Annotated in this window: 23 protein-coding genes and 1 pseudogene; 18 read left to right on the top strand and 6 right to left on the bottom strand. The window is 75.0% G+C overall.

All coding sequences use genetic code 11. From position 1 onward, the window contains the following. Positions 1–59 precede the first annotated feature (59 nt). A complete protein-coding gene (locus BJY14_RS01420; protein ID WP_179841903.1) occupies positions 60–503 on the top strand; it encodes a tetratricopeptide repeat protein in 444 nt (147 codons plus the stop codon). A gap of 56 nt (positions 504–559) precedes the next feature. After that, a complete protein-coding gene (locus BJY14_RS01415; protein WP_179849106.1) occupies positions 560–1561 on the top strand; it encodes an HAD-IIA family hydrolase in 1002 nt (333 codons plus the stop codon). An 8-nt stretch (positions 1562–1569) separates the two neighbouring features. On the opposite strand, the gene BJY14_RS01410 is transcribed toward BJY14_RS01415, so the two are convergent. Further along, on the bottom strand, positions 1570–1911 hold the full coding sequence (locus BJY14_RS01410) for an SCP2 sterol-binding domain-containing protein (protein WP_179841902.1): 342 nt from the start codon (positions 1909–1911) through the stop codon (positions 1570–1572). A gap of 111 nt (positions 1912–2022) precedes the next feature. Between BJY14_RS01410 and BJY14_RS01405 the strand changes: the two genes are divergently transcribed. From BJY14_RS01405 to BJY14_RS01355, 11 genes and pseudogenes are all read left to right on the top strand, one after another. After that, positions 2023–2274, top strand: a complete 252-nt coding sequence (locus BJY14_RS01405) for a hypothetical protein (protein ID WP_179841901.1) — start codon at positions 2023–2025, stop codon at positions 2272–2274. After that, positions 2267–3070: a TlyA family RNA methyltransferase gene (locus BJY14_RS01400; protein ID WP_179841900.1), complete on the top strand. Its 804-nt coding sequence runs from the start codon at positions 2267–2269 to the stop codon at positions 3068–3070. The genes BJY14_RS01405 and BJY14_RS01400 overlap by 8 nt, the downstream gene beginning before the upstream one ends. A 112-nt stretch (positions 3071–3182) precedes the next feature. Further along, positions 3183–4073, top strand: a pseudogene (locus BJY14_RS01395) (NAD kinase); the annotation flags it as partial. A 208-nt stretch (positions 4074–4281) separates the two neighbouring features. Further along, positions 4282–5988 (top strand): DNA repair protein RecN, encoded by a 1707-nt coding sequence (gene recN, locus BJY14_RS01390; RefSeq protein WP_179841898.1) that lies wholly within the window; start codon positions 4282–4284, stop codon positions 5986–5988. Between the two features lie 141 nt (positions 5989–6129). Beyond that, a complete protein-coding gene (gene steA / locus BJY14_RS01385) occupies positions 6130–7368 on the top strand; it encodes a putative cytokinetic ring protein SteA (protein WP_179841897.1) in 1239 nt (412 codons plus the stop codon). Then, a complete protein-coding gene (locus BJY14_RS01380) occupies positions 7365–8318 on the top strand; it encodes a copper transporter (RefSeq protein ID WP_179841896.1) in 954 nt (317 codons plus the stop codon). Before steA ends, BJY14_RS01380 begins: the two co-directional genes overlap by 4 nt. A 4-nt stretch (positions 8319–8322) precedes the next feature. Next, on the top strand, positions 8323–9315 hold the full coding sequence (locus BJY14_RS01375) for a hypothetical protein (RefSeq protein WP_246395748.1): 993 nt from the start codon (positions 8323–8325) through the stop codon (positions 9313–9315). Positions 9316–9363: 48 nt separating this feature from the next. Continuing rightward, positions 9364–11025 carry a murein biosynthesis integral membrane protein MurJ gene (gene murJ / locus BJY14_RS01370; RefSeq protein ID WP_312878899.1) on the top strand — a complete coding sequence of 554 codons (1662 nt, stop codon included), beginning with the start codon at positions 9364–9366 and terminating at the stop codon, positions 11023–11025. After that, on the top strand, positions 11018–12211 hold the full coding sequence (locus BJY14_RS01365; RefSeq protein WP_179841895.1) for a glycosyltransferase family 4 protein: 1194 nt from the start codon (positions 11018–11020) through the stop codon (positions 12209–12211). Before murJ ends, BJY14_RS01365 begins: the two co-directional genes overlap by 8 nt. A gap of 227 nt (positions 12212–12438) precedes the next feature. Beyond that, the gene (locus BJY14_RS01360) at positions 12439–13443 is read left to right on the top strand and encodes a TerC family protein (protein WP_179841894.1); all 1005 of its coding nucleotides are present in this window, start codon (positions 12439–12441) and stop codon (positions 13441–13443) included. 76 nt (positions 13444–13519) lie between these two features. Continuing rightward, on the top strand, positions 13520–15715 hold the full coding sequence (locus BJY14_RS01355; RefSeq protein WP_179841893.1) for an acyl-CoA dehydrogenase family protein: 2196 nt from the start codon (positions 13520–13522) through the stop codon (positions 15713–15715). 318 nt (positions 15716–16033) lie between these two features. On the opposite strand, the gene BJY14_RS01350 is transcribed toward BJY14_RS01355, so the two are convergent. Next, positions 16034–16372 carry a hypothetical protein gene (locus BJY14_RS01350; protein ID WP_179841892.1) on the bottom strand — a complete coding sequence of 113 codons (339 nt, stop codon included), beginning with the start codon at positions 16370–16372 and terminating at the stop codon, positions 16034–16036. A gap of 128 nt (positions 16373–16500) precedes the next feature. Here BJY14_RS01350 and BJY14_RS01345 point away from each other — a divergent pair, with 128 nt between their 5' ends. From BJY14_RS01345 to BJY14_RS01335, 3 genes are read left to right on the top strand one after another with little or no spacing between them, the layout of a single operon-like run. Continuing rightward, on the top strand, positions 16501–16935 hold the full coding sequence (locus tag BJY14_RS01345) for a hypothetical protein (RefSeq protein ID WP_312878898.1): 435 nt from the start codon (positions 16501–16503) through the stop codon (positions 16933–16935). Next, the gene (locus BJY14_RS01340) at positions 16932–17801 is read left to right on the top strand and encodes an AAA family ATPase (RefSeq protein WP_179841891.1); all 870 of its coding nucleotides are present in this window, start codon (positions 16932–16934) and stop codon (positions 17799–17801) included. Before BJY14_RS01345 ends, BJY14_RS01340 begins: the two co-directional genes overlap by 4 nt. A 1-nt stretch (position 17802) precedes the next feature. After that, positions 17803–19200 (top strand): VWA domain-containing protein, encoded by a 1398-nt coding sequence (locus BJY14_RS01335; protein WP_179841890.1) that lies wholly within the window; start codon positions 17803–17805, stop codon positions 19198–19200. Positions 19201–19206: 6 nt separating this feature from the next. Here BJY14_RS01335 and BJY14_RS01330 read toward each other — a convergent pair whose 3' ends face one another. Next, positions 19207–20601 carry an MFS transporter gene (locus BJY14_RS01330; protein ID WP_179841889.1) on the bottom strand — a complete coding sequence of 465 codons (1395 nt, stop codon included), beginning with the start codon at positions 20599–20601 and terminating at the stop codon, positions 19207–19209. Between the two features lie 91 nt (positions 20602–20692). Between BJY14_RS01330 and BJY14_RS01325 the strand changes: the two genes are divergently transcribed. Together BJY14_RS01325 and BJY14_RS01320 are read left to right on the top strand one after the other, a co-directional pair. Further along, positions 20693–21187 (top strand): winged helix-turn-helix transcriptional regulator, encoded by a 495-nt coding sequence (locus BJY14_RS01325; protein ID WP_179841888.1) that lies wholly within the window; start codon positions 20693–20695, stop codon positions 21185–21187. A 74-nt stretch (positions 21188–21261) separates the two neighbouring features. Continuing rightward, a complete protein-coding gene (locus tag BJY14_RS01320) occupies positions 21262–22863 on the top strand; it encodes an adenylate/guanylate cyclase domain-containing protein (RefSeq protein ID WP_179841887.1) in 1602 nt (533 codons plus the stop codon). Positions 22864–23080: 217 nt separating this feature from the next. Here the strand turns inward: BJY14_RS01320 and BJY14_RS01315 are convergent, their stop codons facing one another. From BJY14_RS01315 to BJY14_RS01305, 3 genes are read right to left on the bottom strand one after another with little or no spacing between them, the layout of a single operon-like run. Then, positions 23081–23821 carry a hypothetical protein gene (locus BJY14_RS01315; RefSeq protein ID WP_246395746.1) on the bottom strand — a complete coding sequence of 247 codons (741 nt, stop codon included), beginning with the start codon at positions 23819–23821 and terminating at the stop codon, positions 23081–23083. Positions 23822–23872: 51 nt separating this feature from the next. Continuing rightward, a complete protein-coding gene (locus BJY14_RS01310) occupies positions 23873–24505 on the bottom strand; it encodes an MBL fold metallo-hydrolase (RefSeq protein WP_218905924.1) in 633 nt (210 codons plus the stop codon). Continuing rightward, positions 24502–25587: an S-(hydroxymethyl)mycothiol dehydrogenase gene (locus tag BJY14_RS01305; RefSeq protein ID WP_179841885.1), complete on the bottom strand. Its 1086-nt coding sequence runs from the start codon at positions 25585–25587 to the stop codon at positions 24502–24504. Before BJY14_RS01305 ends, BJY14_RS01310 begins: the two co-directional genes overlap by 4 nt. Between the last annotated feature and the right edge of the window lie 127 nt (positions 25588–25714).

Here is a 25714-nt window from a genome sequence, read left to right as displayed (position 1 = left end):
GGGCGTCCGGTGCCGCGGCGGGTACGGTCGTGGTGATCGATGTCCGAGGGGAGGTCCACATGAGTACTCAAGGACCCGGACGGCCGGAGGATTCCCCAGGCGCGGACCCGGGCGGGCATGCGGACCCGCCGCGGGGCGGGGTCTACGAGTGGTACACGCGGGGCCTCGAACTGCTGCGGGCGGGCAGCGCGGCGGCGGCCCTGCAGCTGCTGGCCAGGGCGGCCGAGGCCGAGCCGCAGTCGCACAGCATCCGCGAGGCGCTCGCCCGCGCCCAGTTCGGGGCGCGGCAGTTCGGCGCGGCGGCCGAGAGCTTCCGCGGGATCGTGGAGCAGGAGCCCGCCGAGGACTACGCCCGGTTCGGGCTCGGGCTGGCGCTCAGCCGGATGGGCGACTTCGAGGCCGCCGTCGAGCATCTCGCGCTCGCCGCGGCCATGCGCCCCGACAACAAGGACTACGCGCGGGCGTTGCGGCACGCCAGGGCCACCCTCGCCGCCCGGCGCTGACCCACCCCTTACCCGCTGGTAACCACCCCCGTACGATCGCAGGCATGAGGAGCGCGATGAAAGGCAGCGACCGTCCCCTGAGCGAGGCGTACGACGTCGCCCTGCTCGACCTGGACGGGGTCGTCTACGTCGGCCGCAGGCCCGTCCCCGCGGCGGCGGACTCGCTCGCCAAGGCGCGCGCGGCGGGGCAGCGGCTGGCGTTCGTGACCAACAACGCGTCGCGGACGCCGTCGGCGGTCGCGGCGCTGCTCACCGAGGTCGGCGTCCCCGCCGGGGCGTCGGACGTGGTGACCTCCGCGCAGGCCGCCGCCCGCCTGCTGGCCGAACGCCTGCCCGCCGGGTCGGAGGTGCTCGTGGTGGGCGGCATGGGGCTGCGCCACGCCCTCTACCAGCGGGGCCTGCGGCCGGTGTCGACGGCGTCCGGGCGTCCCCCCGCCGTCGTGCAGGGCTACCATCCCGACCTCGGGTACGGGCTGCTGTCCGAGGGTGCCCAGGCGGTCGCCATGGGCGCCCTGTTCGTCGGCTCCAACGGCGATCTGACCATCCCCGGCGGCGAGGGGCCTCCCCATCCCGGCAACGGCGCCCTGCTCCGCGTGATCAGCGGTGCCACCGGCGTGGAGCCGATCGTCACCGGCAAGCCCGAGCGGCCGCTGCACCAGGAGTCGATCCTGCGCACCGGCGCCGAGCGCCCGCTGGTGGTCGGCGACCGCCTCGACACCGACATCGAGGGCGCCGGCAACGGCGGCGCCGACAGCCTCCTCGTCTTCACCGGGGTCACCGGCCACCTCCAGGCGCTCACCGCCCCGCCCCACCGGCGCCCCACCTATCTCGCGCCCGACCTGTCCGGCCTTCTCGTCCCGCACCCGGAGACCGTCCGGGAGGGCGGCGCCCACCGGTGCGGCGGCTGGACGGCGAGCCGTGACGGGGACGCGTTCGCGCTCAGCGGATCGGGCGACCCCTACGACGGCCTCCGCGCCCTCGCGTCCGCCGCCTGGGAGACCGAGCGGCCGCCGCCCCCGGAGGCGCTCACCGAGGCCCTGGAGACCCTCTCGCTCTGAGCGCCGGGTCAGAGGAGCTTGCGCAGCCGGAGGAGGTCGAAGATGCTCGCCTCGATCTTCAGGCGGCCGGCGGTCCACGCCTTGGCCGGGTTCAGCTCGTCGAAGGCCATCGCGACGAGGTCGTCGCTGTCCACGGTGAGGCGCACCTGGGCGGCCCCCGGGTCCTCGTCGCGCTCGAACGGGTCGAGGCCGGCCCCGTGGAGCCGGCTGCGGAAGGCCAGCCCGAGGTCGGCGACCCGGCAGCTGATCGTCCGCTCGACGACGTGCTCGGCGAGCCGGTCGGCGTCCACCTCCGCCAGGCGCGCCGCGACGCGCTCCAGCGCCGCACGGCACTCCTCCTCGTTCGCCATGGTCAGGCCGTTCCCCGTTCGTCCGGCATCGATGTCGTTCAGGGACGGTAGCGTTCATGGTGAGCCGGAGGCGACTCGTCGCGTGCGCTCCGGGAGCACTGGGAGGTAAACGTGATGTCCGACGAGGCCGCCGAGGGGCCGGAGTTCCCGGCGGCGCCGCCGCCCGACCCGACCGGCCACCCGCGCGTGGACGCCGCCCTCGCCCTCCTCGGCGAGCTCGGCGGGCGGCCCGTCGCCGCGCACGTGGAGGTCTTCGAGGACGTCCACCAGCGGCTCCAGGAGCTCCTCGCGGCCGCCGGCCAGGACGAGCGTCCCGCGCCGCCCCGGCCCGCCTTCCCCGACGCCCTGCGCCCCCGTGAGTAGCCGGCGCCGCCTGGACGCCGAACTGGTGCGCCGCGGGCTGGCCCGCTCGCGGGAGCAGGCCGGGCAGCTGATCGGCGACGGCCGGGTCCGTGTCGGCGGGCAGACCGCGGCGAAGGCGGCCACGCAGGTCGAGGCCGGGGCCGCGATCGTCGTGGCCGACGCCGGCGGCGGCCCCGAGTACGTCTCGCGCGGCGGCCACAAGCTCGCCGGCGCGCTGGAGGCGTTCGCGGGCCTGGAGACCGGGGGCCGGGTCTGCCTGGACGCGGGCGCCTCGACCGGCGGGTTCACCGACGTCCTGCTGCGCGCGGGCGCGGCGCACGTGTACGCGGTCGACGTCGGGTACGGGCAGATCGCCTGGTCGCTGCGGACCGACGACCGGGTCACCGTCCTGGAGCGGGTCAACATCCGCGACCTGGAGCCGGGGATGCTCGACGGCCCGCCGCCGAGCCTCGTCGTCGGCGACCTGTCGTTCATCTCGCTCAAGCTCGTCCTCGGTCCGGTCCAGCGGTGCGCGGCCCCCGAAGCCGACTACGCGGTGATGGTGAAACCGCAGTTCGAGGTCGGCAAGGACCGGGTCGGCGCGGGCGGCGTCGTCCGCGACCCGCAACTGCGCGCCGACGCGGTGCGCGGGGTGGCCGGGCACGCGGCGACGCTCGGCCTCGGCGTCCTCGGGGTGGCGGCGAGCCCGCTGCCGGGGCCGTCCGGCAACGTGGAGTACTTCCTGTGGCTGCGCGCGGGGGCCCCGCCGCTGGACGAGGAGGCCCTGGCGAAGGCCATCGCGGAGGGCCCGCAGTGAGCGGCGGCGGCGCACCGCGCGTACAGAGGGCGTCGAAACCGGGAACGCCCCGCGCGGGGGCGTTCGTCCAGACGTCTGTACGGCGGAGCGCGTCGGGGAGTGGGGCGGGAGCATGAGCACAAGGTCGGTGCTGGTCGTGGCGCACACCGGGCGGCCCGAGGCGGTCCGCAGCGCGCAGCTGGTCATCGAACGCCTCAGCGAGGCCGGGATCTGCGTGCGGGTCCTGGACGGCGAGGCCGACGACATCGGCTGCACGGGCGTGGAGGTCATGCCCAGCACCGCGGCGGCCGCCGACGAGGCCGAGGTCGTCATGGTCCTCGGCGGCGACGGGACGCTGCTGCGCGCCGCCGACCTCACCCGCAGCTCCGGGACGCCGCTGCTCGGCGTCAACCTCGGCCACGTCGGGTTCCTCGCCGAGGCCGAGCGCGAGGACCTCGCCGCCACCGTCGACCGGGTCGTGACCCGCCGCTACGACGTCGAGGAGCGCATGACCATCGACGTCACCGCCCGCCGCAACGGCACCGTCCTCGGCACGACGTGGGCGCTGAACGAGGCCAGCATCGAGAAGGCCGAGCGGGAGCGGATGCTGGAGGTCGTCGCCGAGATCGACGGCCGGCCGCTGTCCAACTGGGGCTGCGACGGTGTGGTGTGCGCCACCCCGACCGGCTCCACCGCGTACGCGTTCTCCGCCGGCGGCCCGGTCGTGTGGCCGGAGGTGGAGGCGATGCTCGTCGTGCCGCTCAGCGCGCACTCGCTGTTCGCGCGCCCGCTGGTGGTCTCGCCGCGCTCGTCGGTCGCGGTGGAGGTGCTGCCCGACACGCCCCGCGCGGTGCTGTGGTGCGACGGGCGCCGCACGCTCGACCTGCCGCCGGGCGCGCGGGTGGAGGTCCGCCGCGGCGCCGAGCCGGTGCGGCTCGCGCGGCTGCACCTCACCCCGTTCACCGACCGGCTGGTCACCAAGTTCGGGCTGCCCGTGACGGGCTGGCGCGGGCGGGTCCGGCAGCCGTCCCGGCCGTCCCCGCCGCTCGGAGACTCCCAGGTCGGGGACGCCCCGGCGGCCGGCGGCATCGCCGGCTACCCGGGCCCCGGCTTTCCGCCGCAGGGCGCGCCCCCGGGGCAGGACGGGGAGGCGGCGGGCGGTCAGAGGGGATAATCTCCACAGGCGCTGATCGGGGATCTGGTTGCGGAGGGTTGTGACGCTGGTGCGTCCGATGGTCGATGAGGTGCGGATCCAGGGCCTCGGCGTGATCGACGAGGCCGTGCTCGATCTGTCGCCGGGCTTCAACGTGGTGACGGGGGAGACCGGGGCGGGCAAGACCATGGTGGTCACCAGCCTCGGGCTGATGTTCGGCGGCCGCGCCGACCCGCAGCGGGTCAGGCCGGGCGCGGGGCGCGCCACGGTGGAGGGCCGGATCGTCGTCGATCCGGGCGGCCGCGTGGTCGAGCGGGTCGAGGACGCCGGCGGCGAGCTCGACGACGGCGCTCTGATCGTCACGCGCTCGGTGTCGGCGGAGGGCCGCTCCCGCGCGTTCCTCGGCGGCCGGTCCGTCCCCGTCAGCGTGCTGATCACCCTGGCGGACGAGCTGGTCGCCGTGCACGGGCAGTCCGACCAGCAGCGGCTGCTGCAGTCGGCGCGGCAGCGCGGCGCGCTCGACCGGTACGCGGGCGGCGCGCTGACCAAGCCGATGCGCGCCTACACCAAGGACTACCAGCGGCACCGCCAGGTGAGCGCGCTGCTGGAGGAGCTGACCACGCGGGCGCGCGAGCGGGCCCAGGAGGCCGAGCTGCTGCGCTTCGGCCTGGAGGAGATCGAGAAGGTCGACCCCAAGGACGGCGAGGACACCGACCTCGCCGCCGAGGAGGAGCGCCTCGGGCACGCCGACGCGCTGCGCGGCGCCGCCGACACCGCCCACGAGGCCCTGCTCGGCGACCCCGCCGCCGCGTTCGAGGCCGCGAACGTGACCGGCCTGCTCGGCCAGGCCCGCAACGCCCTGGACGCCGTCCGCGACCACGACCCCGAGCTCGCGGGGCTGGCCGACCGGCTCGCCGAGGCCGGCTACCTGGTCTCCGACGTCGGCACCGACCTGGCGTCCTACGCCGAGTCCGTGGACGCCGACCCGGCGCGGCTCGCGGCCGTCCAGGAGCGCCGCGCCGAGCTGACCGGCCTGACCCGCAAGTACGGCGGGACGGACGGGACGGTCACCGAGGTCCTGGAGTGGGCGCGCCGGTCCGCGGCCCGCCTCGCGGAGCTGGAGGGCGACGACGACCGCATCGACGAGCTGCGCTCCGAGCACGCCGAGCTGACCGAGCGGCTTGCCGCCGAGGCCGCGGAGCTGACCGCGGTCCGCACCCGGGCCGCCGAGCGGTTCTCCGAGGCCGTCACCGAGGAGCTGACCGCGCTGGCGATGCCGCACGCCCGCGTCGCCGTCACCGTCACCCAGGCCGGCGACTACGGCCCGCACGGCGTCGACGAGGTCGAGGTGCGGCTCGCCCCGCACCCCGGGTCACCGCCGCTGCCGCTGCACAAGGGCGCCTCGGGCGGCGAGCTGTCGCGCGTGATGCTGGCGATCGAGGTCGTGTTCGCGGGCGCCGACCCCGTCCCGACGTTCGTGTTCGACGAGGTCGACGCCGGCGTCGGCGGCAAGGCCGCGGTGGAGATCGGGCGGCGCCTGGCGCGGCTGGCCCGCAACGCCCAGGTGATCGTCGTCACGCACCTGCCGCAGGTCGCCGCGTTCGCCGACCAGCACCTGCTGGTGGAGAAGTCCGACGACGGGACCGTCACCAGCAGCGGCGTCACCGCCCTGGACCGGGAGGGCCGCGTCCGGGAGCTGTCACGGATGCTGGCCGGCCTGGAGGACTCCGAGCTCGGCCGCGCCCACGCCGAGGAGCTGCTCGCCATGGCCGCCGAGGAGCGGTAGCGGCGGACGAGGACCCCCATGTCAGCGCCGGAACGGGCCGCCGCCCGCTCCGGCAAAGATTACAGAGAGTGCGCGAACGGACACGCCTGGACAGTCGGCCTTTCCGGCGTTCGCTCCCGTGCTCTGGCAGGATGGCAGTTGATGAACGAGTCGTCACCCACCGCAGAGCGACGCGTCCGGCTGGCCCAGAGGCTGCCCCGGCGCGTCCTCACGCTGGGCCGGAGCCGCGACGACGGGCGGCCCGGGGTCAGCGCCACGGTCCGGCTCGACCGCCGCACCAAGGACCTGACCAAGCGGCTGCAGCCCGGCGAGGTCGCGGTCATCGACCACGTCGACCTCGACCGCGTCAGCGCCGAGGCGCTGGTGTCGCGCGAGGTCGGCGCCGTCGTCAACGTCGCGCCCAGCATCTCGGGCCGCTACCCGAACCTCGGGCCGCAGATCCTGATCGAGGCCGGCATCCCGCTGGTCGACGACGTCGGCCCGGAGATCTTCAGCAAGCTGCAGGAGGGCGACCAGGTCCGCGTCGAGGGGCCCGCCGTGCACCGGGGCGAGGAGGTCGTCGCCAAGGGCACCGAGCAGACCGCCGCGTCCATCGAGGAGGCGCTGACCGAGGCCAAGGCCGGGCTCGCCTCCCAGCTGGAGGCGTTCGTCGCCAACACGATGGAGTACGTCAAGCGCGAGCGCGACCTGCTCATCGACGGCGTCGGCGTCCCCGAGGTGGCCACGAGGATCTCCGGGCGGCACGCCCTGATCGTCGTACGCGGCTACCACTACCGCGAGGACATCGCGACCCTGCGCCCCTACATCCGCGAGTACCGCCCCGTGCTGATCGGGGTGGACGGCGGCGCCGACGCGCTGCTGGAGGCCGGCTACCGCCCCGACATGATCGTCGGGGACATGGACTCGGTCTCCGACGACGCGCTCACCTGCGGCGCCGAACTCGTCGTGCACGCCTACCGGGACGGCCGCGCGCCGGGCCTCAAGCGCGTGCACGAGCTCGGCAAGGACGCCGTGGTGTTCCCCGCCGCCGCCACCAGCGAGGACATCGCGATGCTCCTCGCCGACGACAAGGGCGCCACCCTGATCGTCGCGGTCGGCACGCACGCGAACATGGAGGAGTTCTTCGACAAGGGGCGCGCCGGCATGGCCAGCACGTTCCTCACCCGCCTGCGCGTCGGCAGCAAGCTCGTCGACGCCAAGGGCGTCAGCCGGCTCTACCGCAGCCGGATCTCCACCTGGTCGCTGCTGTTCCTCGTCCTCGGCGCGTTCATCGCCATCGTCACCGCCGTCGCCATGTCACCGGCGGGGGACGTCATCAGTCCCCTGCTCGCCGACCGCTGGCACGCCTTCCTCTTCTGGCTGACCGGACTCTTCACGTGATCGATTTCCGCTATCACCTCGTCTCCATCGTCGCGATCTTCCTCGCGCTGGCGCTCGGCATCGTGCTGGGCTCCACCACGCTGTCCAACTCGGTGAGCGACACCCTGCGCCAGCAGGCCAACTCGGCCGCCAAGACGGCCCAGCAGGCCCGGCTGGCGCAGCGCGACCTGCGCCACCAGCTGGACGGCGAGGAGCAGTTCACCAAGGTGCTCTCGCCGCAGATCGTCGCCGAGCGGCTCAAGGGCCAGTCCGTCGTGCTGATCGAGACGCCCGGCGCCGGCAACGACAGCATCGAGCAGATCAGCCAGCTGGCGAAGGACTCCGGCGCCGCCGTCACCGGGCGCGTCACGATCCAGAAGAAGCTCCTGGACGACGACCAGCAGACCACGGTCGACGAGCTCGCCACGCAGCTCAAGGCCGAGGACGTGAAGTTCCCGGAGAACGCGGGCGCCTACGGCAAGGCCGGCGCCGTCCTCGCGGGCGCGCTCGTCACCAAGGACCCCGCCAAGTCCGGCCGCGAGGACGCCGCCGGAGGCGCCGTCCTCAACGGCTTCAAGCAGGCCGGATACGTCACCACCAGCGGCAAGCCGGGCCAGCACGCCACCCTCGCCGTCATGGTCGCTCCCGCCGCCGCCTACGCCTACGCGGGCGGGGGCGACGACAACAAGGCACTGATCTCGCTGGCCTCCGCACTCGACGGCGCCGGGCGCGGTACCGTCGTCGGTGGCCCGCCGACCTCCGCGCAGGAGGGCGGGCTGATCGCGGCGCTGCGCGACTCCGACGCCGCCGACTCGGTCTCCACCGTCGACGTGGTGGACACCGCGGCCGGCCAGGTCGTCGCGATCCTGGCGCTGCAGAACGAGATCGGCGGCAAGTCCGGCCAGTACGGCACGGGCGCCGGCGCGAGCGGCTACCTGCCCTCGCCCGCGCCCACGGCGAAGAACGGGTGACCTGATGAGACGAGGCATCGCCAGGAGCACGCGGCTGGCGGCCGGCGTCGGGCTCGGCGCGGTGGCGGCGCGCGCCGCCTACACCGCGCTGACGCGGCGCCCGCCCGGCCTGAACGGGCTGCCCGGCGAGCAGGTCTGGGGCCGCACCAACCACCGCGGCGAGCCGGTCACGCTGCTGGAGGGCCCCGCGTTCGTCGCGGGCGCCGCCGCGGCCGGGCTGCTGGCCCCCGGCGCCACCGCCCGGATGCGCGCCGCCGCGCTGCTGGCCGGCGCGGGGTGCGGCGCCCTCGGGGGCTACGACGACCTCGCCGGCTCGGCGTCCTCCCGCGGCTTCAAGGGCCACCTGACCGCGCTCGCGCGCGGCGAGGTGACCAGCGGCGCGGTGAAGATCCTCGGCATCGGCGCGACCGGGCTGGCCGCCGCCGCCGTCGCCGGCTCGCCCGCCCCGACCCGGACGGGCCGCGCGTTCGACACCCTCGTCAACGGCGCCGTCGTCGCCGGGGCGGCGAACCTGATGAACCTGTTCGACCTGCGCCCCGGGCGGGCCGTGAAGGTCGGCCTGGTCGCGGGGACGCCGCTGGCGCTGACCCGCTCCGGCTCCGCCGTGGTCGCCGCTCCGCTCGGCGCCGCCGCCGCGCTGCTGCCCGAGGACCTCGGCGAGCGCGCGATGCTCGGCGACACCGGCGCCAACGCGCTCGGCGCGCTGCTCGGCCTCGCCGCGACCCGCCTCGGCCGGGGGCCGCGGCTCGCCGTCCTCGCCGGGATCGCCGGGCTGAACGCCGCCAGCGAGTTCGTCAGCTTCACCAAGGTCATCGCGGGCAATCCGGTGCTGAACCGCGTCGACATGCTCGGCCGCCGCCCGGCCGCCGCCCCCGCCCCGTCCGCCGCCGAGGCGGCGCCGCAGGAGACCGGCAAGCCCGACACCGAGGACGCGTACCGCCCGGCCGTCCCGCCGCAGGCCGACCCGGCGGGCGACGGCGTCGCCGACCCCGCCTAGCCCGCCGGACGCCCCCCGCAGACCTCGACGAGCGTGCCTTCGCCTACCGTGCCCCCATCCGAACTGCCACCGCCGCCCCGGCGGCGGTCCGGCGCGCGCCGGCTGACCGGCGGGCTCGCCGGCGCCGCCGTCGTCATCGCGGTCATCACCGTGCTGGCGCGGCTCGCCGGGTTCGGGCGCACCTACGCCTTCTCCCAGACCGTCACCACCTCGTGCCTGAGCCAGGCGTACTTCAGCGCCACGCAGCTCCCCAGCAGCGTCTACGAGATCGTCGCGGGCGGGGCGCTCGCCAGCATGGTGGTGCCGGTGCTGGCGGGGCCCGCCGAGCGCGGCGACCGGGAGGAGGTCCGCCGGATCGGGTCGGCGCTGCTCACCTGGATCGTCGTGCTGATGGTGCCGCTGTCGGTGCTGATGGCGCTGCTCTCCCACCCCCTCATGGAGCTGGCGGTGGCAGAGGACCCGCAGGGCTGCTCGCGCGGGGAGGTCGTGCGGGTCGGCGGTGACATGCTGGCGATCCAGTCGGTGCAGATGGTGATGTACGGGATCGCGGTCGTGCTGTACGGGCTGCTCCAGTCGCACCGCCGGTTCGTCGCGCCCGCCCTCGCGCCGCTGGTGTCGAGCCTCGTGGTGATCGGCGCCTATCTCGTCTACGCGCCGCTCGGCAGGGGCTTCGAGAACGACCTGGCCGGCCTCCCGCTGGGGGCCGAGCTGACGCTGGCGATCGGGACGGCGCTCGGCGGCGTCGCGATGGCCGCCACGGCCGCGCTCGCCGCGTGGCGGCTGCGCCTGCGGCTGCGGCCCACGCTGCGCTTCCCCGACGGGGTGGCGCGGCGGGTGCGGCGGCTCGCGGCGGCAGGCATCGCGACGGTCGCGGCCCAGCAGCTGGCGACGCTGCTCGTCGTCCGGCTCAGCTCGCAGGGCACCCGCGGCGCGCTCGCCAACTACCAGTACGCGTGGGCGATCTACCTGCTGCCGTGGGCGATCCTCGCGGTGCCGATCGCGACCAGCGCGTTCCCGCTGCTGTCGGCGCGGATGAGCGCGGCCGACCACGAACGGTTCGACCGGGTCACCGCGTCCACGACCCGCGCGGTGATCCTGGTGTCGTGCGCGGGGGCCGCAGCGCTGGCCGCGGTCGCCGTCCCCGTCGCGGCGGTGTTCAACCCCGGCCACCCCGACCAGCAGGAGGTGCTGTCGCGCGCGGTGCTGGCGTTCGCGCCCGGCCTGCTCGGCTACGGGCTCGTCGCGCATCTCGGCCGCGTCCTGTACGCGTGCCACCGGGGGCGGATGGGCGCGGCCGCCGTGGTCACGGGCTGGGTCGTCGTCATGGTCGCCGAGGTCGCGCTGGTGCTGTCGGTCGACCGGCAGTGGGTCGTCGCGGCGCTCGGCGTCGGCAACGCCGTCGGGATGACGGTCGCCGGGGCGCTGCTGCTCGTGACGCTGGTGCGCGCGAGGGGGGCCGCGGCCGTGCGCGGCGTCCCGCGGGCCCTGGCCGCCGGGCTGCTCGGCGGCGCGGCCGGAGGCGCCGCCGGGTACGCGACGGCCGCGCTGCTCGGCCTCGGCGGGACGGGCCCGGCCGGGGAACTGCGCAACGTCGGGACCGGGGCGCTCGCCGCGCTGGCCGCCGGCGCCGTCTTCCTGATCATCGCATTCGTGATCGACGGCCGGGACCTGCGGGCCGTCCTCAGCCGGAAGGTCACCCGCAATGTCTGACAGGCAGGATCTGGACGGGCTGCGCGTCGCGCTCGTCCTCGGCACCGCCGCCGGCGGCGTCGGCCGGCACGTCCGGTCCGTCGCCGACGGCCTGGTCGAGCGCGGTGCCCGCGTCGTGGTGTGCGGGCCCGCCGCCACCGAGGAGCTGTTCGGATTCGCCGCGGGCGGCGCCCGGTTCGCCGAGGTCGACCTCGCCGACCGGCCCCGCCCGGCGAGCGATGCCAGGGCCGTGGCCCGGCTGCGGCGGCTGCTGCGCGGCGCCGACGTGGTCCACGCCCACGGCCTGCGCGCCGGGGCGCTCGCCGCGGCGGCGTGCGCGCGCGTCGTGCCGGGCCCGCTGCGGTTCGCGCGCGGAGGCCCGCCGCTGCTCGTCACGCTCCACAACGCCGTCATCACCGGCGGCCGGACGGCCGCGGTCTACGGGGTGCTGGAACGCGTCGTGGCGCGCGGCGCCACCCGGGTCCTCGGCGTCTCGCCCGACCTGGAGGAGCGGATGCGGGCCCTCGGCGCCCGGTCGGTCGGGCACGCGATCGTCCCGGCGCCCGCGCCGCAGGCGCCGCCCGGGCCCGCCGTCCGCGCGGACCTGCGGGCCGAGCTCGGCGTGGGGGAGCGGCCGCTGGTCGTCACCGTCGCCCGGCTCGCCGCGCAGAAGGGCCTGCCGACGCTGCTGGACGCCGCCGCGGCGTGGGCGGGACGCACCCCGCCGCCGCTCGTGGCGATCGCCGGCGACGGGCCGCTGGAGGACGAGCTGCGCGCCCGGATCGAGGCCGAGGACCTGCCGGTCCGGCTGCTCGGCCGCCGCTCCGACGTCGCCGGGCTGCTGGCCGCCTGCGACGTGGCGGTCGTGCCGAGCGTGTGGGAGGGGCAGCCGCTGGTCGTCCAGGAGATCCTGCGGGCGGGACGGCCGCTGGTCGCGACCCGCGTGGGCGGGATCCCCGGCATGGTGGGCGCCGGGGTGCGCGCCGAGGGGGCCTCGCTGCTGCAGGGGCCCGAGTCCGACGCGGCGCTGCTGGTGCCGCCGAACGACGCCGAGGCGCTCGGCCGCGCGGTGAGCCGCGTCCTGGACGACCCGGCGCTGGCGGCGCGGCTGGGTTCGGCCGCCGCCCAGCGGGCGGCGCGGCTTCCCGGCGAGGACGACGCCGTCGAGCAGCTGGCGGAGCTGTACCTGGAGCTTTCCGGGCCTTAGACGCGGCCTTGCGCGCTCCGGTTCGCGGACGGGACCGGAAAAGTCGCGGGGGAGGGGAACCGGCCCGGTTCGGCCCGCGTTGAAGCAGGTAACGGAGGGGAGTATCCCCGCGCGCGGTTCTCGTCAGTACGGTCGGCCCATGCCGGCCCGGGTTCCGCGGCCCGTACCCGATCACAGGGCGGGAGAGACCTCCGGCGCTCGTCTCATGTCCGCCGGAGGTGTTCACGTTGTCGGTCTCCCCCCTCGTCTGGGGCCTCACCATCGCGGCGATCCTTGCGATCATCGCCGCCGACCTGTTCCTGATCCATCGCAACGACACGCGGGAGTTCACCACCCGCCGCGCCGCGTTCTGGTCGGTGGTCTACATCGGCCTGGCGGCGCTGTTCGGGCTCGGCGTCTGGGCGTTCTCCGGCGGCGAGTACGCCGCGCAGTACTTCGGCGGCTTCGTCATGGAGAAGAGCCTCAGCGTCGACAACCTCTTCGTGTTCATGGTGATCCTCGCCCGCTTCGCCGTGCCGAAGCACGCGCAGCACACGGTGCTGATGGCGGGCATCGTGATCGCGCTGGTGCTGCGCGGCGCCTTCATCGCGGTCGGCGCGGCCGCCATCGCGACCTTCACCTGGGTGTTCTTCCTCTTCGGCGCGTTCCTCATCTGGACGGCGATCGGCCTGGTCCGCGGCGGCGACGAGGACGAGTTCAAGGAGAACGCGCTCCTGCGCTGGGCCAAGCGCGTCATCCCGACGTCGGACGAGTACGACGGCAGCCGGTTCCTCACCCGGCGGGGCGGGCGCCGGCTGGTCACCCCGATGGCCATCGTCATGATCGCGATCGGTTCCACCGACGTGCTGTTCGCGCTGGACTCCATCCCCGCGATCTTCGGTCTGACGACCGAGCCGTACCTGGTCTTCACGGCCAACGCGTTCGCGCTGATGGGCCTCGTCCAGCTGTACTTCTTGCTCGGCGGGCTCGCCGACCGCCTCGTCTACCTCGGGCACGGGCTGGCGTTCATCCTCGGGTTCATCGGCGTCAAGCTGATCCTGCACGCGCTGCACGAGTACGGCGCCGGGTGGGCGCCCGACATCCCGATCTGGCTGTCCCTCGCCGTGATCGCCGGGACGCTCACCGCCACCGCGGTCGCGAGCCTCACCGCCGGCCGCAGGCCGTCCAAGGAGCCGCTCCCGAAGGCCGAGCCCGCCGCCGAGGCGGAGAGTCCGGCGACACGCGAGGGCTGAGTCGGGGTCCGCGTCCCCACACCATCCGAATGCTGTTCTAGAATCTCGGTCAAAAGGGTCGAGAGAGGGTTGACGCATGGCCATCGGGCTGACCGAGGAGCATGAGGCGCTCGCCGAATCGGTGCGCGGCTTCGCCGAGCGCAACATTCCGGCGACGGCCGTCCGGGCCGCGCTGGACGCGGAAGAGGAGACCAGGCCCGGGTTCTGGCCGGCCCTCGCCGAACAGGGCCTGCTGGGCCTGCACCTGGACGAGGAGCACGGCGGGCAGGGCTTCGGCCTGCTGGAACTGTCGGTCGTGCTGGAGGAACTGGGCCGCGCCGCCGCGCCCGGACCGTTCCTGCCGACCGTGCTCGCCAGCACGGTCATCGACGCCTCCAGCAACGCCAAGCTGCGCGCCGAGCTGCTCCCGGGCCTCGCCGACGGGTCCCGCACGGCCGCCGTCGCGCTGGAGGGTGAGCTGACCGGCCGCCGCGAGGGCGACTCGCTCGTGGTGTCGGGCACGTCGGGCACGGTGCTCGGCGCCGCCCCCGCCGACGTGCTCGTCCTCCCGGTCGCCGTCGACGACGGCGAGCAGTGGGTCGCGGTGGACGCGGCCGATCTCGCGGTCACCGCGGTGGCGAGCCTGGACCGGGTCCGGCGCGTCGCCTCCGTCGAGGTCTCCGGCACCGCCGTCGCCCCGGACCGCGTCCTGGACGGCCTCACCACCGGCCGGGTCCGGGACCTGGCCGCCGCGCTGTTCGGCGCCGAGGCCGCGGGCCTGGCGGGCTGGCTGGTGGAGACGGCCGCCGAGTACGCCAAGGTCCGTGAGCAGTTCGGCCGCCCGATCGGGCAGTTCCAGGGCGTCAAGCACAAGGCCGCCCGCAGCCTGATCGCCCTGGAGCAGGCCCGCGCCGCTGCCTGGGACGCGGCCCGCGCCCTGGACGAGGGCACCGAGGAAGCGGGGTTCGCCGCCGCCGTCGCGGCCGTCATCGCGGTGGACGCCGGCGTGCAGACCGCCCGCGACGCCATCCAGATCCTCGGCGGCATCGGCTTCACCTGGGAGCACGACGCCCACGTCTACCTGCGCCGCGCCCTGACGCTGCGGGCGCTGCTCGGCCCGTCCAAGGGCTGGGCCGCCAAGGTCGCCGCGCTCGCGCTGGACGGCGGGCGCCGCGAGGTCGTGCTGGAGCTGGACGAGGACGCCCAGCCGCTGCGCGAGCGGATCCGCGCCGAGATCGCCGAACTGTCGGCGGTCGAGGACAAGGACGCGCTGGCCGAGCGCCTCGGCGACGGGGGCTGGACCGTCCCGCACTTCCCGCGCCCCTGGGGGCGCGAGGCCGGGCCGGTCGAGCAGATCCTCATCCAGCAGGAGCTGAGGGCCGCCAAGGTCAGGACGCCCAACCTCGGGATCGGCGCCTGGCTGGTGCCCTCGCTCGTCCGCTACGGGACCGACGAGCAGAAGGAGCGGTTCCTGCGGCCGACGCTGCGCGGAAAGATCGTCTGGTGCCAGCTGTTCTCCGAGCCGGGCGCCGGCTCGGACCTGGCGTCCCTGTCGATGAAGGCCGAGCGGGTCGAGGGCGGCTGGAAGCTCACCGGGCAGAAGATCTGGACGTCGCTCGCCCAGCACGCCCAGTGGGGGTTCTGCATCGCCCGCACCGACCCCGCGGCCGCCAAGCACGACGGCATCACGTACTTCCTCGTGGACATGGCGTCCGAGGGCGTGGACGTCCGGCCGCTGCGGGAGCTGACCGGCGACGCCCTGTTCAACGAGGTCTTCCTGGACGGCGTGTTCGTCCCCGACGACCGCGTGGTGGGCGAGGTGAACCAGGGCTGGCAGGTCGCGCGCAACACCCTGTCCAACGAGCGGGTGTCGCTGTCGACCGGCGGCGGCCTCGGCATGGGCGTCCCCGAGCTGCTGCGGTTCTTCGCCGACCGGGACCTGGACGCGGTCGCGGCCGCCGAGGCCGGCAGGCTCGTCGCCCAGGGCCAGTCGATCGACCTGCTCGGCCTGCGCACCACGCTCAAGCAGCTGAACGGCGTGGAGCCGGGCGCGGAGGCCAGCGTCCGCAAGCTGCTCGGCGTCCAGTTCAACCAGGACGTCGCCGACCACTGCTGGGCGGCGCAGGGTGCGGCCGCGGCCACCGAGGTCCCGATGGCCGAGAGCGGCATCGTGGGCCGCGCCATGCTGTTCAGCCGCGCGATGACCATCTACGGCGGCACCACCGAGGTGCAGCTCAACATCATCGGCGAACGCATCCTCGGCCTCCCCCGAGACCCCGAACCCGGCAAGTAACCCCACCGACCACGACCCCCAACCCCGGCCGGACAGGAACTCCAACTCCGGCCGGGGCACGAACCTCAGTCCCGGCCGGAGTTGGAGCCCCAGCCCCGACCGGGTACGAACCTCAGCCGCCGGCCACGGACAGGAACCCCAGCCCCGGCCACGGGCAGGCGCGTGGAGCGAGCGCAGCGAGCGCAACGCGCCTGCCCGTCGAGCCGGGCGACCGCAGCGACACGACGAGAACCCGCACGGGCACGGAAACCCGCTCCGTGGCGTGAGGATCGCCCGGCTCGTAACGGGGGGTTCCAGGGGGGTCGCTACCCCTGGGAACTACCTCCGGAAGGTGTAGGTGAAGTTGACGAGGACGACGCCGGTCAGGGCGATGAGGAGGCCGGGAAGGCCGGCGTTGACGACGCCGATCGCGCTCAGCGGGATCGCGGCGAGCAGCGACAGCAGCGCCATGGCCAGGCTGTGGTCGCGCTCGCCGTGCCGGGGTTCGGGCGCCGGGGGGCGGCGCCGGGTGCGCGGTGCGGCGGCGCGGGCGTCGAGGGTCTCCTCGATGCGGTCGACGACCGTCTCGATGAAGGCGTCGTCATAGTCGGGCCCCAGCTCGCGCCGGGCCGCCATGGCCGCCGTGAGGTCGTCGCGAGGCAGTCGTGGGGTCGTCATGACACCGTTATAGGCGGGCGGGACGGGCGCCCGCGTCACCCCCCGGTGCCATGTGGCGGCTACCCCTCAGGTGTGAGCGAACGCGCGGGTAGGATTCCGCTCTTGTCCCAGGAAATCCGGAGGTCCCCGTGACAGTGCGGGCCCGTTCGACCGCCCTCGCGGCCTGCGCCATCGCGGCCGGGCTGGCCCTCGCGGGCTGCGGCGGCGGCGACAAGCAGGCAGCGGACGCGGCGCCGTCCGCACCGCCGACCACGCTGGCGCCGCTGCCGGCGGTGAAGCCCGCCGACGTCAAGCCGCTGGTGGGACGCTGGGTCGGCACCGCCAAGGACTACTTCCAGTTCACGGCCGACGGAAGCGGCGTCTGGGTGCGGGGGCGGCAGAAGCTGTGGAGCGGTTCGGCCATCCCCGAGGGCGGCGGCAAGTACCGCTTCTCGTGGAACGGCGGCGACCCCAGGTCGGCGTCGTACTGGGGCGTCGCGCTCAGCGAGGACAAGGCGTCGCTGGTCTTCGCCGGCACCAACCAGACCTACAAGAAGGCCGCCGCGCGAAAGGGCAAGGGATGACCGACGCGATCTTCGCCTCACCGGCCGACGCCGGGCGCAGGCTCGCCGGCGTCCGCTACCTCGCGGACGACGCCATCGCCACGACGGTGTTCCTGGCCCAGGCGCTCGGCAAGCCGCTGCTGGTGGAGGGCCCGGCGGGTGTCGGGAAGACGGAGCTGGCGAAGGCCGTGGCGGCGGCGACCGGCGCGGAGCTGATCCGGCTGCAGTGCTACGAGGGGCTGGACGAGGCCCGCGCGCTCTACGAGTTCAACTACAAGAAGCAGCTCCTCGCGATCCAGGCCGCGCCCGCCGACCGCGCCTGGCAGGAGACCCACGACGACATCTTCTCCGAGGAGTTCCTGCTGGAGCGGCCGCTGCTGGCGGCGATCCGCCGCAGCGACCCGACCGTCCTGCTCATCGACGAGGCGGACAAGGCCGACGTGGAGGTCGAGGGCATGCTGCTGGAGGTCCTGTCGGACTTCCAGGTGACGATCCCCGAGCTCGGGACGGTCGCGGCGGTCCGCCGCCCCTTCGTGCTGATCACCTCGAACGCGGCGCGGGAGCTGTCGGAGGCGCTCAAGCGCCGCTGCCTCTACCTGCACCTGGGCTACCCGGCGCCCGACAGGGAGCGCGACATCGTCCTCGCGCAGGTGCCGGGCATCGAGGCGGCGCTGGCCGAGCAGCTCGTCCGCACCGTCGGCACGCTGCGCGACCTGGAGATCAAGAAGGCGCCGTCGATCGCGGAGACCGTCGACTGGGCGCGCACGCTGCTGGCCCTCGGCCTGGACGACCTGGACGAGGCCGCCGTGGGGCGCACGCTCGGCGTCGTCCTCAAGCACGTCTCCGACCAGGAGCGGGCCGCCAAGGAACTCGGGCTGAGCGGCTGACATGGCCTCACTCGTCGACCGGCACACCGGGTTCGTCGCGGAGCTGCGGCGCGCCGGGCTGCCGGTGTCGGTGGCCGAGGGGCTGGACGCGGTGCGCGCCGTGCGGGCCGTCGACCTGCTCGACCGCGAGTCGCTGCGGGCCGCCTACGCCGCGACGGTCGTCAAGCGGCCCCAGCACCGCGCGACGTTCGACACGCTCTTCGACCTGTGGTTCCCGGCGGCCGTCGGGGACGGCGCGGGCGCGGCGCGCGACCCCGAGCGCCCGGCGAGGACGGTGGACGACGACGGGCGCCCCGTCCCGGCGGCGCTCGACCCGCGGGTGCAGCGGCGCCGCGAGGAGCTCGCCGACCTGCTCCTGTCCGGCGACGACGCCGGGCTGCGGCGGTTCGCCCGGCTGGCCGTGGCCGAGTACGGCCGGACGCCGGGCCAGGAGTCCTGGTTCTCCTCCGGCGTGCTGAGCGCGCTGTCGCCGGAGACCCTGATGGCGCGGCTGCTGGAGGCGGTCCTGACCGGGCGGGAGCGGGGCGGCATGGCCGAGCGCGTCGCGCGCCGCACGTTCCGCGACCGCATCGCCCGGTTCTCCGGCCTCGTCGCGGGCGAGGTGCGGCGCCGCATCGCCGAGGACACCGGCGTCGAGCGGACCGCCCGCATCGCCGTGCGCCCCCCGCTGGAACGGCTCGACTTCGCCGGCGCGACCCGCGCCGAGATGGAGGCGCTGCGCCGCGAGGTGTATCCGCTGGCGCGCAAGCTGGCGTCCCGGCTCGTGCAGAGGCAGCGGCACGGGCGGCGGGGCCGGCTCGACTTCCGCCGGACGGTGCGCGCGTCCCTGGCCAGCGGGGGAGTGCCGCTCACCACCCACCACCGGCCGCGGCGCCCGCACCGGCCCGAGCTGGTGGTGCTGTGCGACGCCAGCGACTCGGTGTCGGCGTTCGCGCACTTCACGCTGCTGCTGACGTTCGCGCTGCGGGAGCAGTTCAGCAAGGTCCGCGCGTTCGCGTTCATCGACGCCACCGACGAGATCACCAAGTACTTCGCGCCGGGCGCGGACGTCACCGGCGCGATGACCCGCCTCGCGGCCGAGGCCGACCTCGTGTGGATCACGGGGCGGTCCAACTACGGCCACGCCTTCAAGGTGTTCGACGACCGGTACCGCGACGCCGTCACCCCGAGGACGTCCCTGCTGATCCTCGGCGACGCCCGGTCCAACTACGGGGAGCTGTCCCTGCCGATCGTGCGGTCGATGGTGGACCGCGCCCGGCACGCCTACTGGCTCAATCCCGAGCCCCGCGCCCAGTGGGACACCGGCGACTCCGCCGCGTCCCGCTACGGCGAGCTGCTCCCCATGTACGAGTGCCGGAACCTGACCCAGCTGACCGCCTTCATCGAGGAGCTCGCCTAGCGGGGTTCAGGAGGCCCGGGCCCGATCCCGGATCACCAGGGCGAGGACGGCGTAGCCGAGGGCGGTCACGGCCGAGACGACCATCGCGACGTTCGTGCCGTGCGCCAGCGAGGCCGCGTCGTGCCCGGAGCCCGTGGCGATGGCCCCGACGATCGCCACGCCGAGCGACGCGCCGATGTAGCGGGCGGTGTTGTTGGCCCCCGCCCCCATGCTCGCGCGGTCGGCGGGGACGCTCTCCACGGCCAGCCGGGCGAGCATGGCGTTGGTCAGGCCGCTCGCGACGCCGGCGGCGGCGAGCCCCGGGACGAGCCGCCACCAGTGCGCGTCCGGGGCCAGGCCCGCCAGCGCGAGCTCGCTGACGCCGGCGAGCGCGAACCCGGCGGCGAGCAGGCGGCGGACGGGCAGCCGCGCCGGGAGGCGGTGGGCCTGAAGGGCGACGAGGAACGACAGCCCGGACCAGATCGCCAGCACCAGCGCCGCCGCGATCGGTGACAGGCCCATCACCAGGCTCATCATCGTCGCGAGGTAGGTCATGACGCCGATCACGGCGAGCCCGGTGACGAGCGCCCCGGTCACCGACAGCAGGAACGCGGGCCGCCGGAACAGCGCCAGGTCGACCATCGGCTCGCGCCGCCGCGACTCGACGAGGACGAACCCGGACAGCAGGACCGCCGCGGCGGCGAACAGCGCGAGGACGCCCGGCGCGGTCCAGCCGGCGCGGCCCCAGGTGATCGCGGCCACCAGCGCCGCCACGCCGAGGCTCATGGTGGCCAGGCCCGGCACGTCCACGCCGCGCGGGCGCTCGGCCCGCGACTCGGTGAGCGCGCGGGACGCCGCCGCGGCGAGCACCGCGGACGCGGCGACCGTGGCCCAATACCAGAGCCGACAACCCCCGGCGGCGGTCAGCCCGGCCGCCGCGACGGGGCCGAGCGCGATGCCGAGCCCGACCATCGCGCCCCACATGCCGGTGGCCCGCGCCCGCCGCGGCCCCGCCGCGAACGAGGCGCCGATGATGCCGAGCCCGGTCACCAGCAGTGCCGCGCTGGCCGCGCCCTGCGCGACGCGGCCCGCGATGAACACCGCCGCGTTGGGCGCGAGCGCGCATGCGACGCTGGAGACGGCGAGCGCCACCGCGCCGACCACGAAGACGCGCCTGCGCCCGTGGTCGTCGGCGAGGCTGCCGGCGGCCAGCAGCGCCGCCGCCAGACCGAGGCTGATCGAGCTCATCAGCCAGATCTGGGCGCTGGCCCCGGCGTGCAGCCCGCGCGCGGTGTCGGCGAGCGTCGCCGCGGGGGCGCAGTAGTTCATCAGGGCCAGCAGAGTGGCGGCGGCCGGCAGCGTCAGCGCGGCGGTGGTTCCCGGCGAGCTGCGCGCGGTGCGGGGGGTCGCCAGAGTCGTCATGCGGTCTCCAAGTTCATTGAACGAACTGATCGGAGTGACCGTAGCACGCTTGGGTTCAATCAATGAACCCCCCGGCGGGTACTGTGGTGCCATGGCACTCGGCAAGGACTACGCGGCGCAGGACTGCTCGCTGGCCCGCGCGCTGGAGGTCGTGGGGGAGCGCTGGACGCTGCTGATCGTCCGGGACGCCTTCTACGGCGTCCGCCGGTTCAGCGACTTCCACGTCCACCTGGACATCCCCCGCGCGGTGCTGTCGGCGCGGCTCCAGTCGCTGGTCGACGCCGGGGTCCTCGTCAAGGACGGCCACGACTACGTGCTGACCGAGATGGGCAAGGAGCTGTGGCCCGTCGTCCACACCCTCGCCCGCTGGGCGGAGGACCACCTGTCCGCCGAGCCGTGCCGCGTCTTCGTCCACCTCGCCTGCGGGACCGAGATCGGCCCGGACGGGCGGTGCGCGGCGTGCGGGCGGCACGTCGCCCCGGAAGAGCTGGAGATCCACGCCGGGCCCGGCGTCCGCCGCCGCACCGACCCCGTCAGCATGGTCCTGCGCCACCCGCACAGGCTGCTGGACCCGATCCGCACCTGAGTGAGCAATCCCTCGGTGAGGTCGCGCGCCCGCGGAGAGGTCCGGGGGGACCTGACCGGATAATCTCCTCGCTCATGAAGACCGAAAGGGCCGAGACCGCCCCCCGCGCCCGGCGCCGGCCGGGCAGCGTTCTCGGCCCCCTCTGGCGGCTGATCGACGGCGGCCCCGACGACACCCGGGCCGAGATCGCCCGCCGCGCCAGGGTCCTGGTGCGGATCTCCACCGCGCTGGCGAACCTCGGCGGCGCCCTGGTCGTGCTCGCGTTCGCCGTCATCGTCCCCGACCCCGTCGGCGAGGTGTCCGAGCGGCTCCGGCTCATCAACCTGATCGTCTTCACCCTCTACGTCACCGCCGCGGTTCCGGTCGGCCTCGTCCTCGGCGAGCGGTTCTTCCGCCGCGTCCGGCGCATGGTCGAGCGGCACGACGAGCCCGACCGGCACGAACGTTCCCTGCTGCTGTACGGCCCGCTGCGGCTGATGGCCCTGCACCTGACGCTGTGGGGGATCGGGACGGTCGGCTGGGTCGTCATCAACGCCCCCTTCTCCGGACTCCTCGCCGTCAAGCTGGGCCTGACGAGCCTGCTCGGCGGACTCACCACCTGCACCGTCGTCTACCTGCTGACCGAGCGGCTGCTGCGGCGCGCGGTGACCACCGCGCTGCGCAGCGAGATGCCGCGCCGCACCGGGCTGCCCGGCGTCGTCGCCCGCTCCGTGCTGGCCTGGGGGCTCGGCACCGCCGTCCCGATCCTCGGGCTCATCACCCTCGCGGTCGGCTCGTTCGTCATCGCCAGGATCACCGTGCGGGAGTTCGCCGTCGCCGTCCTCGCGCTCGGCGGCATCGCGCTGGTCGTCGGGCTCGGCGTCACCTACGGCGCCGCCCGCGCCATCGCCGACCCCGTCGAGTCGGTGCGGCTCGGCCTCGCCCGGATCGAGCGCGGCGACCTGGACGTCGAGGTCCCCGTCTACGACGCCAGCGAGGTCGGGCTGCTGCAGGCCGGGTTCAACCACATGGCCGCCGGGCTGCGCGAGCACGAGCGGCTGCGCGACCTGTTCGGCCGCCAGGTCGGCGCGGACGCCGCCCGCGTCGCGGTCGAGCGCGGCATCGACCTCGGCGGCGAGCTGCGCGAGGTCGCGGTGATCTTCGTGGACATCATCGGCTCCACCCGGCTCGCGGCCGACCGGCCGCCCGCCGAGGTCGTCCGGCTGCTGAACGACTTCTTCGCCGTGGTCGTCGAGGTGATCGGCGCGCACGGCGGCTGGATCAACAAGTTCGAGGGCGACGCCGCGCTGGCGATCTTCGGGGCGCCGCTGGCGCTGGACGGCGCGCCCGCCCGCGCGCTCGCCGCGTCCCGCGAGCTGGCCCGCCGGCTGCGCGAGGACGTCCCGGCGCTGAGCGCCGCCGTCGGCGTCTCGGCGGGCGAGGCCGTCGCCGGGCACATCGGCGCCGAGGAGCGGTTCGAGTACACCGTGATCGGCGACCCGGTGAACGAGGCGGCCCGCCTCACCGACATGGCCAAGACCACCTCCGAGCGCGTGCTGGCGGCGGGCTCCCTCCTCGCCGAGGCGGGGCCGGACGAGGCGGCGCACTGGTCGCTCGGCGACGAGGTCACCCTGCGGGGCCGGACACAGCCGACCCGCCTCGCCTCCCCGTTCCCGGCCGAGCGCGTCCCGACCTGAGCCGTGTTCCACAGTCCCGGCCCACTTCGCTCGCCTGGCGGCTGTGTTTCAACAGGCCCGGCCCACTTCGCTCGCCTGGCGGCTCGCTACGTGACCTGGCCTGGGCGAACGCGGCATCGCTTCGCGATCTGGCCGGCTCCGCTCGCCTCCGGCTTCGCTCCACCGGGCAGGTCACGCGTTCGCGCGCGTGGCGCAGGCGGCTTCGAGACAGGGCGTCTCAGGACGGGCCGAGGGTGGCGCCGGTCAGCGTCGTGTAGAAGGGCGACCCGGCCAGCCGCGAGCCCTTCTCCTCGCCGATGTAGACGTCGGCGTGGTTCTCGCCGCCATATCCGGGGCGGAACAGGTCGGTGACCGTCCAGCGGGCCTTCCGGAACGCCGCGCACACCTCGTCATCGACGGCGCGGCCGCCCTCCCTGCCGCAGTCGACGACCGCGAACCGCTGGCCCCGCGCCAGGACGGACCTGTCGGCCGCCGCCGACGCCCACGCCCGCAGCGGGCGTCCCCGCGAGTCGCGGGTGGTGTCGTCCAGCCAGAAGCCGACGCTGTGCGACCAGTTCAGGTACCGGCCCCGCTCGGGCCCCTCGGTGATGCGCCCGCTGCCCTCGGTCTGGACGACCTTGAGGAAGTCCTTCGGGTAGGAGCCGAGCCGTGCCTTCCCGTGCGAGCAGTGGAAGCGGGCGCAGCCGCGCACCGCCTTGCGCTCGCCTCGGTAGAGGCTCTCCAGCGCCGTGTAGTACGTGGTGATGCGCCACCCCGCGACCCGTCCGAGCAGCGCGGGCCCGCTGGTCGCGGGCGCGGGTACGCCGGTGGCGTGAGGCGGGCTCGCGGCTGGCGCGGTGGCCGAGGCGGGCGGCGCGGTCGGCGGTGGCACGCCCGGCACGTCCGCGCCGCGCGCGCTCTGGCCGCAGCCCGCGACGGCCCCGCACAGCAGGAGGGCCAGCGGTGCCCTGCGCCGCATCGCACCCTCCCGGCCCTGGACGCCTGTCCGCCACCGGGGACACTATCCCGGTCAGTGGCCGCGGGCTATCCATTCCTCGAGATGCGGGGCCTCCGCGCCGACGGTGGTCGACTCCCCGTGCCCGGTGCGGACGGTCGTCTCCGGCGGGAGCGTCAGCAGGCGCTCCCGGATCGAGGCGATGATCGTCGGGAAGTCGGAGAACGACCGGCCGGTCGCGCCCGGCCCGCCGCTGAACAGGGTGTCGCCGGAGAAGACCGTCGCCAGGGCGGGCGCGTGGAGGCACACCGCGCCGGGGCTGTGGCCGGGCGTGTGCAGGACGGTGAGGTCGGTGCCCGCGACCGTGATGACCTGCCCGTCGGACAGTTCGCCGTCGGGCGAGGTGTCCGGGTGGCGCCGCTTCCACAGCATCAGGTCGTCCGGGTGCAGCAGGACGGGCGCGCCCGTGCGGGCCCTCAGGGCGGGCGCCGCGTCGATGTGGTCGTCGTGCCCGTGCGTGGACACGATCGCCACCAGCCGGCGGTCGCCGAGCGCCGCCGCGATCGCCTCGGCGTCGTGCGCGGCGTCGATGACGATCGCCTCGCGGTCGTCTCCGACGATCCAGACGTTGTTGTCGACGTCCCAGGTCCCGCCGTCCAGCGAGAACGTCCCGGACGTGACGACGTGGTCGACGCGCGCGGCCATCAGAGCATCACCACCGAGCGCAGCACGTCGCCGCGGTGCATCTTCTCGAACGCGGCCTCGACTCCGTCCAGCTGGATGGTCTCGGAGACGAACGCGTCCAGGTCCAGGCGTCCCTGGAGGTAGAGGTCGATGAGCATGGGGAAGTCGCGGGACGGCAGGCAGTCGCCGTACCAGGAGGACTTCAGCGATCCGCCGCGCCCGAACACGTCCAGCAGCGGCAGCTCCAGCCTCATCTCCGGTGTCGGCACCCCGACCAGCACCACCGTCCCGGCGAGGTCGCGGGCGTAGAAGGCCTGCTCGTAGGTCTCGGGGCGGCCGACCGCGTCGATGACGACGTCCGCGCCGAACCCGCCGGTCAGCTCCCGCACCGTCGCGACGACGTCCTTCTCGGCGCCGTTCACGGTGTGCGTGGCGCCGAGGGAGGACGCGGTGGCGAGCTTGCGCTCGTCCAGGTCCACGGCGATGATCCGGGCGGCCCCGGCCAGTCGGGCGCCGAGCACGGCGGCGGCGCCGACGCCGCCGCAGCCGATGACCGCGACCGAGTCGCCGCGCCCGACCCCGCCGGTGTTGATCGCCGCGCCGAGCCCCGCCATCACCCCGCATCCGAGCAGCCCGGCGACCTCGGGCCGCGCCGCGGGGTCGACCCTGGTGCACTGCCCGGCCGCGACGAGGGTCTTGTCGGCGAACGCGCCGATGCCGAGCGCGGGCGACAGCTCCGTCCCGTCCTCGAGGGTCATCTTCTGGGAGGCGTTGTGGGTGTTGAAGCAGTACCAGGGCCGCCCGCGCAGGCAGGCGCGGCATTGCCCGCACACCGCGCGCCAGTTGAGGACCACGAAGTCGCCGGGCGCCACCTCGGTGACACCCTCGCCCACCGACTCGACGACCCCGGCGGCCTCGTGCCCGAGCAGGAACGGGAACTCGTCGTTGATCCCGCCCTCGCGGTAGTGCAGGTCGGTGTGGCACACCCCGCACGCCTGGACGTCGACGACCGCCTCGCCGGGCCCCGGGTCCGGGACGACGATCGTCTCGATCCGCACCGGCCGTCCTTTGCCGGGTGCGACGACCCCGCGTACCTGCTGCGCCATGCTGCCGCCTCTCGTCGTCTCGATCTCCCCCCGACCCTACCCACGCCCCGCCCGCCCTCCTGTGCACTTCCGGCCGCGGGACCCTCTCAGGTAGCGGACGCGAGATCACCTGCGGGCGTGACGCGGG

The sequence above is a fragment of the Actinomadura luteofluorescens genome (assembly GCF_013409365.1).
In the GTDB taxonomy this organism is placed as follows: domain Bacteria; phylum Actinomycetota; class Actinomycetes; order Streptosporangiales; family Streptosporangiaceae; genus Spirillospora; species Spirillospora luteofluorescens.
Note: the sequence above shows the minus strand (reverse complement) of the source record. Positions and strands in the feature narration are given on the sequence as shown.